The organism is Bradyrhizobium sp. (genome assembly GCF_035935975.1).
GTDB lineage: Bacteria > Pseudomonadota > Alphaproteobacteria > Rhizobiales > Xanthobacteraceae > Bradyrhizobium.
In genome coordinates this window covers 70,353-85,398 of the sequence record NZ_DASYWN010000053.1, presented here as the reverse complement: position 1 = coordinate 85,398, position 15,046 = coordinate 70,353, and the positions used below count along the sequence as shown (strand labels likewise).

General features: G+C 64.8%; 14 protein-coding genes. 8 read left to right on the top strand and 6 right to left on the bottom strand.

Translation table 11 applies throughout. The features are described 5' to 3' along the window. The first annotated feature begins 44 nt into the window (after positions 1–44). A complete protein-coding gene (locus tag VGR99_RS33170; RefSeq protein WP_326904165.1) occupies positions 45–6,338 on the top strand; it encodes a HAMP domain-containing protein in 6,294 nt (2,097 codons plus the stop codon). A 13-nt stretch (positions 6,339–6,351) separates the two neighbouring features. Further along, positions 6,352–7,842 (top strand): HWE histidine kinase domain-containing protein, encoded by a 1,491-nt coding sequence (locus VGR99_RS33165; RefSeq protein WP_326904164.1) that lies wholly within the window; start codon positions 6,352–6,354, stop codon positions 7,840–7,842. Here the strand turns inward: VGR99_RS33165 and VGR99_RS33160 are convergent. Next, positions 7,839–8,180, bottom strand: a complete 342-nt coding sequence (locus tag VGR99_RS33160) for a hypothetical protein (protein WP_326904163.1) — start codon at positions 8,178–8,180, stop codon at positions 7,839–7,841. The genes VGR99_RS33165 and VGR99_RS33160 overlap by 4 nt on opposite strands. 21 nt (positions 8,181–8,201) lie before the next feature. Between VGR99_RS33160 and VGR99_RS33155 the strand changes: the two genes are divergently transcribed. Together VGR99_RS33155 and VGR99_RS33150 are read left to right on the top strand one after the other, a co-directional pair. Then, complete coding sequence (locus VGR99_RS33155; protein WP_326904162.1) at positions 8,202–8,471, top strand: hypothetical protein; 270 nt, start codon at positions 8,202–8,204, stop codon at positions 8,469–8,471. Between the two features lie 95 nt (positions 8,472–8,566). Beyond that, positions 8,567–8,812 (top strand): hypothetical protein, encoded by a 246-nt coding sequence (locus VGR99_RS33150; RefSeq protein WP_326904161.1) that lies wholly within the window; start codon positions 8,567–8,569, stop codon positions 8,810–8,812. 142 nt (positions 8,813–8,954) lie between these two features. Here VGR99_RS33150 and VGR99_RS33145 read toward each other — a convergent pair whose 3' ends face one another. Continuing rightward, on the bottom strand, positions 8,955–9,164 hold the full coding sequence (locus VGR99_RS33145; RefSeq protein WP_326904160.1) for a hypothetical protein: 210 nt from the start codon (positions 9,162–9,164) through the stop codon (positions 8,955–8,957). A gap of 18 nt (positions 9,165–9,182) precedes the next feature. Next, positions 9,183–9,404 carry a hypothetical protein gene (locus tag VGR99_RS33140; protein ID WP_326904159.1) on the bottom strand — a complete coding sequence of 74 codons (222 nt, stop codon included), beginning with the start codon at positions 9,402–9,404 and terminating at the stop codon, positions 9,183–9,185. Positions 9,405–9,519: 115 nt separating this feature from the next. On the opposite strand from VGR99_RS33140, the gene VGR99_RS33135 reads away from it, so the two are divergent. After that, a complete protein-coding gene (locus VGR99_RS33135) occupies positions 9,520–9,750 on the top strand; it encodes a DUF3072 domain-containing protein (protein ID WP_326904158.1) in 231 nt (76 codons plus the stop codon). A gap of 69 nt (positions 9,751–9,819) precedes the next feature. After that, entirely contained in the window at positions 9,820–10,104 is a 285-nt protein-coding gene (locus VGR99_RS33130; protein WP_326904157.1) for a DUF6496 domain-containing protein, read from the top strand. A 12-nt stretch (positions 10,105–10,116) separates the two neighbouring features. Here the strand turns inward: VGR99_RS33130 and VGR99_RS33125 are convergent, their stop codons facing one another. Both VGR99_RS33125 and VGR99_RS33120 read right to left on the bottom strand, forming a co-directional pair. After that, positions 10,117–10,479 carry a hypothetical protein gene (locus VGR99_RS33125; RefSeq protein WP_326904233.1) on the bottom strand — a complete coding sequence of 121 codons (363 nt, stop codon included), beginning with the start codon at positions 10,477–10,479 and terminating at the stop codon, positions 10,117–10,119. Between the two features lie 273 nt (positions 10,480–10,752). After that, the gene (locus tag VGR99_RS33120; RefSeq protein WP_326904156.1) at positions 10,753–12,282 is read right to left on the bottom strand and encodes a Do family serine endopeptidase; all 1,530 of its coding nucleotides are present in this window, start codon (positions 12,280–12,282) and stop codon (positions 10,753–10,755) included. 203 nt (positions 12,283–12,485) lie between these two features. On the opposite strand from VGR99_RS33120, the gene VGR99_RS33115 reads away from it, so the two are divergent. Further along, complete coding sequence (locus VGR99_RS33115) at positions 12,486–13,322, top strand: universal stress protein (protein WP_326904155.1); 837 nt, start codon at positions 12,486–12,488, stop codon at positions 13,320–13,322. A gap of 26 nt (positions 13,323–13,348) precedes the next feature. Here VGR99_RS33115 and VGR99_RS33110 read toward each other — a convergent pair whose 3' ends face one another. Continuing rightward, on the bottom strand, positions 13,349–14,236 hold the full coding sequence (locus VGR99_RS33110) for an amino acid ABC transporter substrate-binding protein (protein ID WP_326904154.1): 888 nt from the start codon (positions 14,234–14,236) through the stop codon (positions 13,349–13,351). 126 nt (positions 14,237–14,362) lie between these two features. Between VGR99_RS33110 and VGR99_RS33105 the strand changes: the two genes are divergently transcribed. Then, a complete protein-coding gene (locus VGR99_RS33105; protein WP_326904153.1) occupies positions 14,363–15,037 on the top strand; it encodes a GntR family transcriptional regulator in 675 nt (224 codons plus the stop codon). Positions 15,038–15,046 lie beyond the last annotated feature (9 nt).

Genomic DNA, 15,046 nt, shown 5'->3' with positions numbered 1-15,046 from the left:
TGCGCCGCGCCGTGGATTCGGACGACGCTTGCGGGGGAATCAGTATGAGCGACCTCGATCCTGGAGCTGCATCACGGTCCGGTCGTCGCGTCCCAAAGCCAAAAACCAACGGAATGTCGGAGCCGGATTCCCGCCAGGAATTGCTGCTCGCGCTGCAGGCCATGCGCAGCGGCGACTTTTCCGTGCGGATGAGTGGCGATTATCTCGGCATCGACGGCAAGATTGCCGACACTTTTAACGAAATCATCGCCGCTAACCAGCGCATGGCGCAGCAGCTCGAGCTGGTCGGCCAGGTCGTGGGACGCGAGGGCAAGACCCGCCAGCGCGTGAAGTTCGGCCTCGCCTCGGGCTCCTGGGCCGACATGGAAGGCTCCGTCAACACGCTGATCGACGATCTGCTCTGGCCGACGCGCGAAGTGACGCGCGCCGTCGCGGCGGTGGCGCAAGGCGACCTGCTCCAGACCGTCAAGCTCGACGTCGACGGCCGCCCGCTGCGCGGCGAATTCCTGCAGTCAGCGACCATCGTCAACACCATGATCAAGCAGCTCGGCGTGTTCACCTCCGAGGTGACGCGCGTCGCGCGCGAGGTCGGCACCGAGGGCAAGCTCGGCGGCCAGGCCCAGGTGCCCGAGGTGACCGGCGTCTGGAAGGATCTGACCGAGAGCGTCAACTCGATGGCGAACAACCTGACCAACCAGGTTCGCAACATCGCCGAGGTGACGATCGCGGTCGCTAACGGCGACTTGTCCAAGAAGATCACCGTCGACGTCCGCGGCGAGATCCTTCAGCTCAAGGAAGCCATCAACACGATGGTGGACCAGCTGCGTTCCTTCGCCTCCGAAGTGACGCGCGTGGCCCGCGAGGTCGGCACCGACGGCAAGCTCGGCGGCCAGGCCATCGTGCCCGGCGTCGCCGGCACCTGGAAGGATCTGACCGACTCCGTGAACGCCATGTGCGGCAACCTCACCGCACAGGTCCGCAACATCGCCAACGTGACGACCGCCGTGGCGCGCGGCGACCTCTCGCGCAAGATCACCGTGGACGTGCGCGGTGAAATCCTCGAGCTGAAGGACACCATCAACACCATGGTGGACCAGCTCAACTCCTTCGCTTCCGAAGTGACGCGCGTGGCGCGCGAGGTCGGCACCGAAGGCAAGCTCGGCGGCCAGGCCCAGGTGCCGGGCGTTGCCGGCACCTGGAAGGATCTCACCGACAACGTCAACTTCATGGCGTCGAACCTGACCGCACAGGTCCGCAACATCGCCGACGTCGCCACCGCCATCGCCGGCGGCGATTTGTCGAAGAAGATCACGGTGAACGTGTCGGGCGAGATCCTTCAGCTGAAGGAAACGCTCAACACGATGGTCGACCAGCTCAACGCCTTCGCCGGCGAAGTCACGCGCGTCGCGCGCGAGGTCGGCACCGAAGGAAGGCTCGGCGGCCAGGCCAACGTGCTCGGCGTCGCCGGCACCTGGAAGGACCTCACCGAAAGCGTCAACTCGATGGCGTCGAACCTGACCGCACAGGTCCGCAACATCGCCGAGGTGACGACGGCTGTCGCCGGCGGCGACTTGTCCAAGAAGATCACCGTGGACGTGCGCGGCGAAATTCTGGAGCTGAAAGACACCATCAACACCATGGTGGACCAGCTCAACGCCTTCGCCGGCGAAGTCACGCGCGTCGCGCGCGAGGTCGGCACCGAAGGCAAGCTCGGCGGTCAGGCCCAGGTGCGCGGCGTCGCCGGCACGTGGAAGGATCTGACGGACTCGGTCAACTCGATGGCCTCGAACCTGACCGGCCAGGTCCGCAACATCGCCGAGGTCGCCACCGCCGTCGCCAAGGGCGACCTGTCCAAGAAGATCACCGTGAACGTGTCGGGCGAAATCCTTCAGCTGAAGGAAACGCTCAACACGATGGTGGACCAGCTCAACGCCTTCGCCGGCGAAGTGACGCGCGTCGCGCGCGAGGTCGGCACGGAAGGCAAGCTCGGCGGTCAGGCCCAGGTGACCGGCGTCGCCGGCACCTGGAAGGATCTCACCGACAACGTCAACTCGATGGCGGGCAACCTGACCGCCCAGGTCCGCAACATCGCCGAGGTCGCAACCGCCATCGCCGGCGGCGACCTCTCGCGCAAGATCACGGTGGACGTCCGCGGCGAGATCCTTCAGCTCAAGGATACGCTGAACACGATGGTCGACCAGCTCAACCGCTTCGCGGGCGAGGTGACGCGCGTCGCGCGCGAGGTCGGCACCGAAGGCCGCCTCGGCGGCCAGGCCAACGTGCCCGGCGTCGCCGGCACCTGGAAGGACCTGACCGACAGCGTCAACTCGATGGCGGGCAATCTCACCGCCCAGGTCCGCAACATCGCCGAAGTGACCACGGCCGTGGCGCGCGGCGACTTGTCCCGCAAGATCACCGTGGACGTGAAGGGCGAAATCCTCGAGCTGAAAAACACCATCAACACCATGGTGGACCAGCTCAACGGCTTTGCCGGCGAAGTCACGCGCGTGGCCCGCGAGGTCGGCACCGAAGGCAAGCTCGGCGGCCAGGCCGAGGTGCCCGGTGTCGCCGGCACCTGGAAAGACCTCACCGACAACGTCAACTTCATGGCCTCGAACCTGACGGCCCAGGTCCGCAACATCGCCGAGGTCGCGACCGCGATCGCCGGCGGCGATCTCTCGAAGAAGATCACGGTGGACGTGCGCGGCGAGATCCTGCTGCTCAAGGACACCCTCAACACGATGGTGGAGCAGCTCCGTTCCTTCGCCGCCGAAGTGACGCGCGTGGCGCGCGAGGTCGGCACCGAAGGCCGGCTCGGCGGTCAGGCCGTCGTGCCCGGTGTCGGCGGCACCTGGAAGGACCTCACCGACAACGTCAACCTGCTCGCCGCAAACCTCACCACGCAGGTCCGCAACATCGCCGAAGTCACCACGGCCGTGGCGCGCGGCGACCTGTCGCGCAAGATCACCGTGGACGTGAAGGGCGAAATCCTCGAGCTGAAAAACACTATCAACACCATGGTGGACCAGCTCAACGCGTTCGCCGGCGAAGTCACCCGCGTCGCGCGCGAAGTCGGCACCGAAGGCGAGCTCGGCGGTCAGGCCCAGGTGCCCGGTGTGGCCGGCACCTGGAAGGACCTCACCGACACCGTCAACTTCATGGCGGCGAACCTCACCGAGCAGGTCCGCGGCATCGTCAAGGTGGTGACCGCGGTTGCGAACGGCGACCTCAAGCAGAACCTCACCGTGAAATCGAAGGGCGAAGTCGCCGCGCTTGCCGACACCATCAACAACATGACCGAGACGCTCGCGACCTTCGCCGATCAGGTGTCGTCGGTGGCGCGCGAGGTCGGTGTCGAAGGACGGCTGGGCGGTCAGGCCGACGTGCCCGGCGCGGCCGGCACGTGGAAGGACCTCACCGGCAACGTCAACCTGCTCGCGGCCAACCTTACCTCGCAGGTGCGCGCGATCGCGGAGGTCGCGACCGCCGTGACCAAGGGCGACCTCACCCCGTCGATCCAGGTCGATGCCCGCGGCGAGCTCGCCGAGCTCAAGGACAACATCAACACGATGATCACGAACCTCCGTCTCACGACGGAGCTGAACACCGAGCAGGATTGGCTGAAGACCAACCTCGCCAAGTTCACCAACATGCTGCAGGGCCAGCGCGATCTCGCCACCGTCGGCCGGCTGCTGCTGACCGAGCTGTCGCCGCTGGTCAACGCGCATACCGGCGTGATCTACCAGGTCGAGAACGAGGACAATCCGCAGCTGCTGCTGCTCGCCTCCTATGCAGGCGACGGCGTCTATCCCTATCAGCGCGTGCTGCCGTTCGGCGATGGCCTGATCGGCCAATGTGCGCTCGACAGGCGGCCGCGCGTGGTCGCGGACATTCCTGCCGACGTTGTGCCGATCAATTCGGCCTTGTTCCGCGTCGCGCCGAAGAACCTCGTGGTGCTGCCGGTGCTGTTCGAGGGCCAGGTCAAGGCCGTGATCGAGCTCGCCTCCCTCACCTCCTTCACGACCTCGCAGATGACCTTCCTGGAGCAGCTTACCGACTCCATCGGCATCGTGCTCAACTCGATCGAGGCGACGATGCAAACCGAAGGCCTGCTCAAGCAGTCGCAGCAGCTCGCCGGCGAGCTTCAGACCCAGCAGCGCGAATTGCAGCAGACCAACGACCAGCTCGAGCAGAAGGCGCAACAGCTCGCCGAGCGCAACGTCGAGGTCGAGCGCAAGAACCAGGAAATCGAGCAGGCCCGCCGCGCGCTCGAGGAAAAGGCGACCGAGCTCGCGCTGACCTCGAAGTACAAGTCCGAATTCCTCGCTAATATGAGCCACGAGCTGCGCACGCCACTGAACTCGATCCTGATCCTGGGGCAGCAGCTCACCGACAACCCGGACGGCAACCTCTCGGCCAAGCAGGTCGAGTTCGCCCGCACCATCCACGGCGCCGGCACCGACCTGCTCAACCTCATCAGCGACATTCTCGATCTCTCCAAGATCGAGTCCGGCACGGTGACGGTCGACGCCGAGGAAATCCTGACCGCGAACCTGCTGGAGACCGTCGGGCGCCCGTTCCGGCACGAGGCGGAAAACCGCGGCCTGTCGTTCAAGATCGACGTCGACCCGAACCTTGCGCGCAGCATCGTCACCGACTCCAAGCGCCTGCAGCAGGTTCTCAAGAACCTGCTGTCCAACGCGTTCAAGTTCACCGCCGAAGGCGAGGTGCGCCTGAAGGTCGGCGCCGCAGTCGGCGGCTGGGGCACCGATCACCCGGTGCTGAACTCCGCGCCGGCCGTGATCGCGTTCGAAGTCTCCGATACCGGCATCGGCATTCCCCTGGAGAAGCAGAAGCTGATCTTCGAGGCGTTCCAGCAAGCCGACGCCGGCACCAGCCGCAAATATGGCGGCACCGGTCTTGGCCTTGCCATCAGCCGCGAACTCGCCAGCCTGCTCGGCGGCGAAATCCACCTGCGCAGCGCCCCCGGCAAGGGTTCGTCCTTCACAATCTATCTGCCGCTGAAATATTCCGGCCCGACGCTGGCGCCCCGCGCGCCCACACCCCAACAACACAACCAGCCCCCGGCGCTCCAGCCGGCCGCGCCGGAACAGCAGCGCGTCATCGAGCAACTGCCCGACGACCGGCTCAATCTCGAACCCGGCGACAGCATCCTGCTGATCGTCGAGGACGATCCGCATTATGCGCGCATCCTGGTCGACCTTGCGCGCGACAAGGGCTTCAAGGTGCTGGTCGCCGCGCGCGGTGCCGAAGCGCTCGAGCTTGCCAAGCAGTATCAGCCGCGGGCAGTCTCGCTCGACGTGTTCCTGCCTGACATGCTCGGCTGGACCGTGCTGAGCCAACTCAAGCACAACCCGCTGACCCGCCACATCCCAGTGCAGATCATCACGCTCGACGAGGACCGCCAGCATGCGCTGGCGCGCGGCGCCTTCTCCTTCGTCAACAAGCCGACGACGACTGAAGGCGTCGCCGCGGCGCTGACGCAGATCAAGGAATATGCGCGTCCCAGGCGCAAGCGGCTCCTGATCGTCGAGGATAACGAGGCCGAGCAGCTCTCGATCCGCGAACTGCTGCATCACGATGACATCGAGATCGTCACGACCGACACCGGCGCCGGCGCGCTCTCGACGCTGCGCGAGGCGCCTTGCGATTGCGTGGTGCTCGACCTCCGCCTGCCCGACATGAGCGGCTTCGAGGTGCTGGATCAGATCCGCAACGACGAGGCACTGTCCAATGTTCCCGTCGTGGTGTTCACCGGCCGCGAGCTTTCGGCGGAGGAGGATGCGGAACTTCACACCATGGCGCGCAGCATCGTGGTCAAGGGCGTGGAATCGCCGGAACGCCTTCTCGACGAGACCGCCTTGTTCCTGCACCGCGTGATCACGGAACTTCCGGTCGAGAAGCAGCGCATGCTGGAGAAGCTGAACAGTTCCGACGAGGATCTGATCGGCAAGACCGCCCTGCTCGTCGATGACGACGCCCGCAACATCTTCGCGCTGTCGAGCGTCCTGGAACGGCGCGGCATGAAGGTGCTGACGGCGACCACCGGCCGCGAGGCCGTGACGCTGGTCGAGTCCAATCCGGAAATCGCCATCGTGCTGATGGACATCATGATGCCTCAGATGGATGGCTATCAGACCATCGGAGTGATCCGCGAGAACCCGGCCTTCGCGCGCCTGCCGATCATCGCGCTGACCGCCAAGGCGATGAAGGGCGACCGCGAGAAATGCCTGGAAGCCGGCGCGTCCGACTACCTCGCCAAACCCGTCAACACCGATCAACTGCTGCTTGCGATCCGCATGTGGCTGCATCGCTGAGCTGGATCCGCGAATGGACCACGAAAAGGTCAACATCCTCCTCGTCGACGACCAGCCGGCCAAGCTGCTCGCCTATGAGGTGATATTGAAGGATCTCGGCGAGAACCTCGTGATCGCCTCGTCGGGCCGCGAGGCGCTGGAGGTTCTGCTCAAGACCGAGATCGCCGTGATCCTGGTCGACGTCTGCATGCCCGAGCTCGACGGCTTCGAGCTCGCCGCGATGATCCGCGAGCATCCGCGTTTCCAGAAGACCGCGATGATCTTCATCTCCGCGATCCAGGTCAGCGACATCGATCGCTTGCGCGGCTACGAGATGGGCGCGGTCGATTACGTGCCGGTGCCTGTTGTGCCGGAGGTGCTGCGCGCCAAGGTCAAGGTGTTTGCCGAGCTCTACCGCAAGACCCGCGAGCTCGAAAGACTGAACCAGGATCTCGAAGACCGCGTGCGGGCGCGCACCGCCGAGCTGGAAAATTCCACCGCAAAGCTGCGCGAGAGCGAAGAGCGGCGCAGCATGGCGATCGCCGCCGGCAAGATGGGCTCCTGGGACTGGGACTGGATCACCGGCGACTGGATGTGGGACGATGGGCAGTATCGCATCTTCGGCGTGACACCCGAAAGCTTCGAGGTGAATCCGGCCAACGTCCAGGCCCTGCTGCATCCCGAAGACGTCGATCAGCTGCGCAAGGCCGTCGCCGAGTTCAACAAGGGCACGCGCGCCTATGAGACCGAGTTCCGCATCGTGCGGCCCGACGGCGACGTGCGCTGGTGCGTCGGCACGGCCGCCGCCACGGCCGACAACAGCGGCCGCGTGGTGCGCGTGAGCGGCGTCACCGTAGATATCACCGAACGCAAACGCGCCGAGGAGCGGCAAAACCTGCTGGCGCGCGAGGTCGATCATCGCGCCAAGAACGCGCTGGCGCTGGCGCAATCGATCGTGCGTCTCACCCGTGCCGACGAGGTCAAGGCCTATGTCAACGCCGTCGAGGGGCGCATCAATGCGCTGGCGCGCGTGCACACGATCCTGTCGCTGTCGAGTTGGCAGGGCGCGGAGCTTTCAAAGCTGATCGAGGAGGAGCTTGCGCCCTACTCGCTCGGCGGCCAGATCAGATTGGCCGGTCCCGAGGTTCAGCTGGTGCCGGCGACAGCCCAGACGCTGGCGCTGGCGCTGCACGAGCTCTTCACCAACTCGGCCAAATATGGCGCGCTCTCGACGCGGTCGGGCCGGCTCGCGATCGGATGGAAGGTCGAGGACGACCACCTCACGCTGACCTGGGAGGAATCCGGCGGTCCGCTGGTGAGAACGCCGCTATCACGCGGCTTCGGCACGCGAAGCCTGCTTGCGAGTGTCGAGTCCCAGCTCGGCGGACAGGCACAATTCGATTGGCGTGCCGAGGGCCTGTTGTGCCACCTTGAGGTGCCGTTGACCCGCAAGTCTGCGGCAACGGCCGCAGCCGGTCAATTTGACGCCGGCAACTCCGCCGAGTTGCAACGCGCCTCCGGTTAACCGGAGGCGGCCGTCGTGATGTGTTGCGCCGGACGCGGCTCGTTCGCGAGCCGCCCTTCGAGCCAGGCTTCCGTTCGGGCGAGATCATGCAGCGCTCTCGCGTAGCGGCGTGCCGCGCTGCGCTCCGCACCGCGCGGCAGCTTGCGTGCCTTGCGCAGCATGTCAGCGGCGGCGTTGCGATAGGCCAGCGAACGGTAAAGAAAAACGACCTTACCCATATCCAAGGTTCCCGTGTTGATGGCGTCCATCCTCGCAAGCCCGGCATGAACGTCGGATGAAGCGGCGGATGACAATTCCTTCACGCGGATGGAACCCATCCTCATCACGCGCGTTTGCATGCGGAATCGAGGGTCGGTTCCATGCGTACGAAGAGGCCGCCCAGGAAACCAGCGAGCCTGATCTCTCCCGCCGGCGCCATCAAGCTCGTGACGCATGCAATGATGGGCGCAGCTCTCGGACTCGCATTCGGCCTCGCGCTCATGCTCTCCAATCCGGCGGTCGCCAACCTGCTCAATCACGGCGGACACCAGGCCGTTCTCGTCTTCATGCTCACATTGGTGACGACGTTCGCGATCGGAGCAACCCTGACCGGCCTCGTGTTCATCATCGCGGAAGACAAGGAATCTTGACGCGCCTGTGAAGCGCGCGGGTTGCTTTGTCAGGAACTCCTGCGGCAAACGGCGGTTGGCTGCCTGCGTCAATTCAACTCAGGGAGTTCCCGCGCATGAAGACCACGAAGCTCGCTCTCGCCGTCATGCTGGCAACCGGCCTCGCCGCCGCTCCGTTCACCGCGCAGGCCAAATCGCACAAGGCCAAGCATGAGTCCGCGACGACGTCGTCACAGACCACGGGCGCCAACACAAAATCCTCCAAGGGCGCCGATCCCTCCGGCCAGGGCGGCTCCGGTCCCGGCTCCGACCAGGGCGGCACCATGACCAACAACAAGAGCGGCATGAGCAACACCAAGTAAGCTCGCTGCAGTTCGCGAAGGCCCCGCATGCGCGGGGCCTTTCACTGAGTGTCTCAACAAGATTCGACAGCCGCCCGCAGCAAGGCAGCCGCGTCCGCATCAGACATGGGCAAGCTCCCGTGTGTCGCGTTGCGCGTTCGCTTTAGCTGCGTCGGATGTCGGGGATGTTAAGGTGGTCGCCCGCCGAATTGCTCTTCACGAGATGGTCGAGCTGCGCCCGCTTGCGGGTGATCAGGAGCTGGGCCGCGGCATCGTCGAGGCCCTCGCGCTGCAATTGCCTGATGGCTGAGCCCAGTTCGAGAATCTCGGCGCGCAGTCTCAGGATCCGGTACGTGTCCGGGTCGTCCTCCACCGCACGCTCCCAAATGTCTCAGCAGCGCGCGATCGCGCGCACAGGATTGGTTGACGTCTTGACGGGGCGAAGGCGCACCCGGTCGCGAACATCCGGCAAGACGTCGCCGCCGCCGGCCGCCTTCCATTCGCCGATCAGCAGATTGATTTTCCGGCGCAGACCCATCTGCGCGAGGGCCTTTTCCGTGCAGTCGCGGTCGCGATTGACGAGGTCGCGCACCGACGCCTCCATATCGGCCATCTCCAGCCTCAAGGCGCTGATTTTACGTCGAATTTCATTAATTCTATTGTCCATGGCTTGTTAGAACAAAATAAGAACATATAGTCAAGCCAGGATTTCAGAACGGAGAGGCCAGATGCAGGTTCAAGGTAAATACGACGCCAAGGCTTTTCGCGACGCTAAGGCTTTTCGCGACGCCAAGGTTTTCCTCAGCGAACAGATGACGCGGGCGCAAGGCCTGAAGCTGAAGCGCTTGAGCGAGGAGGCCTATCAGCCCGCGCAATACGATCGCGCTCTGTCCTTCAGCGAGGCCGCGCGGCGCATCCAGGTGCTGGAAGCCGAGATCGAGCTGGCGAACTCGTTCTGACGCGCGCCTTCGCGCCTGGAACGTTGAGTCCGCAATACGGTTCTTTCCCCGAGCCAAGGGAGAGGCCAGATGGCACGCAAGGCAAAGAAGCGCCGCTACTCGCGCAGCGCCGGCGATGATGTCGCGCGCGAGATGCGCCGTTACAAGAAGGGCACCGCGAAGAGCGGGCCCGGCGGTCGTGGCGGACGCGTGAAGAGCCGTAAGCAAGCGATCGCAATCGGCCTGTCGGAGGCGCGCGCGAAGGGCAAGAAGGTCCCGAAGAAGGCGTCGAAGCGCAAGTCCTCCAAGAAGAAGACCTCCAGGAAGACCAGCAAGACGAAGAAAACCTCGAAGCGCAAATCCAGCAAGCGGTGACGCCGGCCGGCGTCAGATCATGCTGCCGGGCATAAAGCAGCGAATCGCAACTCCGAATGCGGTCTTCACCGGCCAGACCATGGTGCGGCCGGCCCGGTTCGGCTCGGTGATGACGGCCTCGTCGGGCACGTCCACCCACTGACCATCAAGCCGCACGCGATAGTGCCCATCGTGCGATTCCCAATCGGGATCGGAGACGGCAAAGCCATCCGCATCGGAGCAACACGGCCCGAGATGGCTGCGCAGACTGTCGAACCAGGGTTTCAAGGGTGAGTTGGCATAACGGCCATCGTCGCGCCCCAGGGCGCTTCCGGTCGTCAGCACGAATGGCGCCACGAGCAGCGCACATCTCAGCGAGAGCTTCAATCGATCCATGGCGGCACCGATCAAATGCGAACGTCAGGCTCCATATGATGGCCGGGCGTTCGAAGTTCCACTCCTGCAATTCACCCGGACGGCGTCATTGGCGCCAAGGTGCAACACGTTATTCCAAACTGTGACCAGCGAACGCGGCTTTTTCGGACGAACCCGTCATCATGGCTGCCGTTAACGAGAATGTTATCGGCGGCCTGTGGGTATCTTCCAGCCGCGCACGAAAAAGGCGGCCCTTAGGGCCGCCTTTTGTATTTGCCATCGAAAGCGAGCAACTTATGCGAGCGGCACCGCGACGAATCGGGTCGCCTGCGCGTTCTTCACCTGCAGCAGCACGCTGTTCTTGCCCGACGATTTGGCCTGCGCCAGTTCGGAGCGGACGTCGCCAACGCTGGAGACGGCCTTGCCGCCGACATTGAGGATGACGTCGCCGGTCTGGATGCCGCGCTGTGCCGCAGGCCCCTCCGGATCGACCTCGGTGACGACGACGCCCTGCTGACCGGCGCCCTGGACATCGCCTGCCGGCGCCAGAGCGAGACCGAGGCGCGGCGTGCCGGCGTTCGACTGCGACTTGCCGCCGTCGGCCTTGGCCTGCCGCTCGTTCGGCAATTCGCCGAGCGCGAGCGTCACCGTCTTGCTGTCGCCCTTGCGGAAGACGTCGAGCTTCACGGACGTACCCGGCGCCAGCGTCGCGATGGTGCGGGCGAGATCGCGGGAGTCCTTGATCGCAGTGCCGTTGACGGCCGTGATGACGTCACCTGCCGTGATGCCGGCCTTCGCCGCGGGGCTGCCGTCCTGCGGATTGTCGACGATCGCGCCGCGCGCCTCCTTAAGGCCGAGGCTGTCCGCGATCTCAGCCGTCACCGGCTGCACCTGGACGCCGAGCCAGCCGCGGGTCACCGCACCCTTGTCCTTCAACTGCGCGACGACGAGCTTTGCGGTCGAGGCCGGGATGTCGAAGCCGATGCCGACCGAGCCGCCGGAGGGCGAGAAGATCGCGGTGTTCACGCCGATCACGTTGCCGCTCATGTCGAAGGCCGGGCCGCCGGAATTGCCCTTGTTGATGGGGGCGTCGATCTGGATGAAGTCGTCATAGGGGCCGTTGCCGATGTCGCGGCCGCTGGCCGAGACGATACCGGCGGTCACGGTGCCGCCGAGGCCGAAGGGATTACCGACCGCGACCACCCAGTCGCCGATCCGCGGCTTCTGGTCGGAGAACTTCACGAACGGAAAGTCCTTCTTGCCGTCGACCTTGATCAGCGCGAGATCGGTCTTCGGATCGGTGCCGACCACCTTCGCGGTGTAGATCGTGCCGTCATCCATCGTGACCTGCACGGATTCGGCGTGATCGACGACATGGTTGTTGGTCACGGCATAGCCGTCGGCGGAGATGAAGAAGCCGGAGCCTTCACCCGTGATCACCTGGTGGCGCTGGCGCGGCATGCCGTTCATGCCGGGGCCACGGAAGCCGAACTGCCGCGAGAACTGGTCGAACTGCGAATCCTCGTCCTGATCCATCCGGTTCTGTCGGAGCATCGCGCTCTTGTCGTTGTCCTGGTCGATCTTGACCCGCACGGAAATGACAGCAGGTTTGACCTTGCTGACGAGGTCGCCGAAGCCCTGCGGCGTCGCGGCTGATTCCGCGGCCTGGGCCGGCGCGATGAAGTGGGCCACGCCGAACGGCGAAGTGCCGGGCGAGGCAGCGAGCACGGCCACGCCAAGCGCGGCCACGGTGCCGAGCAGCGCCAGACGGCGCGGCTTCAGGATCCTACGGGTCGTGGGGTCGGAATTGACGCGGTCGTTCATGTCGAAATGTCCATGTTGGTAAGTCGCCTTGCACCCAACATGGCGACCGTCACCTTACGGCGTCCCGTCCGTCCGATTAAATCTTGGCAAAGGTGTCGGCGGCCCGGCTCAAAATCGCGGCTGCTCGTTTGATACAGCTCAACGCGCGCCCTCTGCGCAGTGAAAGACTGCCGCCACTGGATGATGTCCACCGGAGACGCGCCATGTACAAAGACATTCTCGTCCACATCCCGACCGAGCGACCGATACGCGCCCTGATCGACGGCTCGATCTCGCTCGCCGCCAAGCTCAACGCGCACATCGATGCGGTCGCTGTCGGCTATGTCGCAAGCAGCGCAGCTTACATCATGGAGGGCGGTGCTGCCGTTGCGGCCGTGTTCGAGATGGAACGCGAGCGCGCGCTGGAACGGGCCGAGGCGGCGCTCGAGGTGTTCAGGAGCGGAGCGACGAGCGCCGGGATTTCCTGCACCTGCCATCCGCTCGGTGAGATCCCGGTCGATGCAGCCGTCTCGCTCGGCGAGATGGCGCGGCTGCACGATCTCAGCATCGTGCTGCAGCCCGATCCGTCACAAACCTCGTTCGACAATGACGTGCCCGGCGAGATCCTGTTTCAGTCGGGCGGCCCGGTGCTGTTCCTGCCCCACACTTTCCGCGGCACTTTCAAGGCCAAGCGGATCGGCCTCTGCTGGGACGGCAGCCGTCTCGCGGCCCGCGCGATGCGCGACGCAGCTCCCTTCCTGGCACGCGCCGAGGGGATCGTGATCATCACGATCAACGAAGCCGATTCCGTTCCGGAGGAGGTGTCCGCGAGCAATCTGGCAAGACATCTCGGCCGGCGCGGACTGTCGACCCGCACCGTCAGCCTGTCGGCCGCGCGCGCCGATATTCAGCCGACCATCCTGTCGCTCGCAGCCGACGAGAACCTCGATGTCCTGGTCATGGGCGGCTACGGTCATTCGCGCTGGCAGGAACGCCTGCTCGGCGGCGTCACTCTCGCGATGCTGGAGGCCATGACGGTCCCGACGCTGATGTCGCATTGATCGGGAGATGACCGGTCGCGGACCGGTCAAACTCCCTTGTCGTTGGGATTGGCGACCGCGTCCTTGAGCGGCGCCGGCATCGGGAAGTTCAGGTTCACATTCTTCGGCGGAATCGGTTTCGTGAACCATTTCGCGTAGAGTTCTGCGAACTGGCCGTTCTTCATCATCGCACCCAGCGTCTTGTCGACCAGCGCCTTGAACTCCGGATCGCCCTTGCGGATGATCAGCCCGTAGGGCTCGGTGCGCAGGCTGTCGTCGATAATCCGCCAATTGTCCGGTGTCTGGCTGCCCGCGATGAGTCCCGCGAGCAGGATGTCGTCCATGACGAAAGCGTCGCTGCGGCCAGTCGTGAGCGCGAGGAACGACGCGGCGTGGTCCGGCGACAGGACCTGCTTGACCTCGAACTTCTTCTCCTGGCTGCGTGCCAGCAGCAGCGCGATCGACGTCGAGCCGGCGGTCAGCGCGACCGGCTTGTCTTTCAAATCCTCGAAGGTCTTGATCGGGGCGTCTTTGCGGACTACGGCGCGAATGCTCGACACGAAAATGGTGTTGCTGAACGCGACCACCTTCTGGCGCTCCAGCGTGTTGGTGGCGGGACCGCAGACGATATCGATGGTGCCGTTCTCGATCAGCGGGATCTGCGTGCTGAGCTGGATCGGTTGCAGCCTGGTCTGAAGCGCCGGGAGCTTCAGCTCGTCCTTCACCGCATCGACGATCCGGGCGCACAGGTCCATCGCGAAGCCGACCGGCTTCTGGTTGTCGTCGAGATAGGAGAACGGGACCGAGACGTCGCGATGGCCGAGCCGGATCTCCCCGACATCCTTGATCTTGGCCAGCGTCCCGCCCGGCGTTTGGGCCTGCGCAGTTGCGGCAACCGCCGCCAAAAACACGAGCGAATACAACATCCTCTTCATGGCCCTAGTCCCAAAATGGATACAATCTCGAGAGATTTTATACACGGCATTGCATAATCTACAAACTGATTTTATACAATCTGCATTGACCCAACCGCGACGGGATGCCGGATGAAATCGGGAGCATTGGCAAAGCAACGCAGCAGCGGCAGTCACGGCTCGACGCCCGACGCCGTTCGCGAGGCGCTGCGGCGCGCGATCAGCGCGGGCGAACTGGCGCCCGGCATCCAGCTTCGTCAGGACGAACTCGCCGAGAAGTTCGGGACCAGCCGCATTCCGGTCAGGGAAGCGCTGCGGCAGTTGGAGGCGGAAGGCTTCGTGACGTTCCTGCCCAATCGCGGCGCCGTCGTCTCCGATCTCTCCATCGACGAGGTCGTGGAGCTGCTCGAGATCCGCATCGCGCTCGAATGCCACGCGTTGCGCCTCGCCATCCCCGCGATGGGCGATATCGATCTCGACGACGCGAAAGCGATTCTGCGCTCCTATGACGGCGAGCCCGATCCGGAAAAATGGGGCGCGTTCAACTGGCGCTTCCACAAGGCGCTCTATGCGCCCTGCAACAGCCCGCGCCTGCTGGCGATGATCGAGGCCAATTACGGCCACGTCAGCCGCTTCACCCGCGCCCTGGTGTCGCGCGCGACCGGCAAGGACCGGCCGCAGCGCGAGCACTATCTGCTGCTCGAACATTGCCGCGACGGTGAGGTCGAGAAGGCCGTGCGCCTTTTGCGCGAGCACATCGTGCAGACGCAGAAGACGCTGCGATCGGCCCAGCGCCAGGCATCGCGGGACGGGACCGACTGATCGGGAAAC

Coding starts and splice junctions, on each gene's coding strand:
- VGR99_RS33170 (WP_326904165.1), top strand. CDS start 45: ATGAGCGACCTCGATCCTGGAGCTGCATCACGGTCCGGTCGTCGCGTC.
- VGR99_RS33165 (WP_326904164.1), top strand. CDS start 6,352: ATGGACCACGAAAAGGTCAACATCCTCCTCGTCGACGACCAGCCGGCC.
- VGR99_RS33160 (WP_326904163.1), bottom strand. CDS start 8,180: ATGCAAACGCGCGTGATGAGGATGGGTTCCATCCGCGTGAAGGAATTG.
- VGR99_RS33155 (WP_326904162.1), top strand. CDS start 8,202: ATGCGTACGAAGAGGCCGCCCAGGAAACCAGCGAGCCTGATCTCTCCC.
- VGR99_RS33150 (WP_326904161.1), top strand. CDS start 8,567: ATGAAGACCACGAAGCTCGCTCTCGCCGTCATGCTGGCAACCGGCCTC.
- VGR99_RS33140 (WP_326904159.1), bottom strand. CDS start 9,404: ATGGCCGATATGGAGGCGTCGGTGCGCGACCTCGTCAATCGCGACCGC.
- VGR99_RS33135 (WP_326904158.1), top strand. CDS start 9,520: ATGCAGGTTCAAGGTAAATACGACGCCAAGGCTTTTCGCGACGCTAAG.
- VGR99_RS33130 (WP_326904157.1), top strand. CDS start 9,820: ATGGCACGCAAGGCAAAGAAGCGCCGCTACTCGCGCAGCGCCGGCGAT.
- VGR99_RS33125 (WP_326904233.1), bottom strand. CDS start 10,479: ATGGATCGATTGAAGCTCTCGCTGAGATGTGCGCTGCTCGTGGCGCCA.
- VGR99_RS33120 (WP_326904156.1), bottom strand. CDS start 12,282: ATGAACGACCGCGTCAATTCCGACCCCACGACCCGTAGGATCCTGAAG.
- VGR99_RS33115 (WP_326904155.1), top strand. CDS start 12,486: ATGTACAAAGACATTCTCGTCCACATCCCGACCGAGCGACCGATACGC.
- VGR99_RS33110 (WP_326904154.1), bottom strand. CDS start 14,236: ATGAAGAGGATGTTGTATTCGCTCGTGTTTTTGGCGGCGGTTGCCGCA.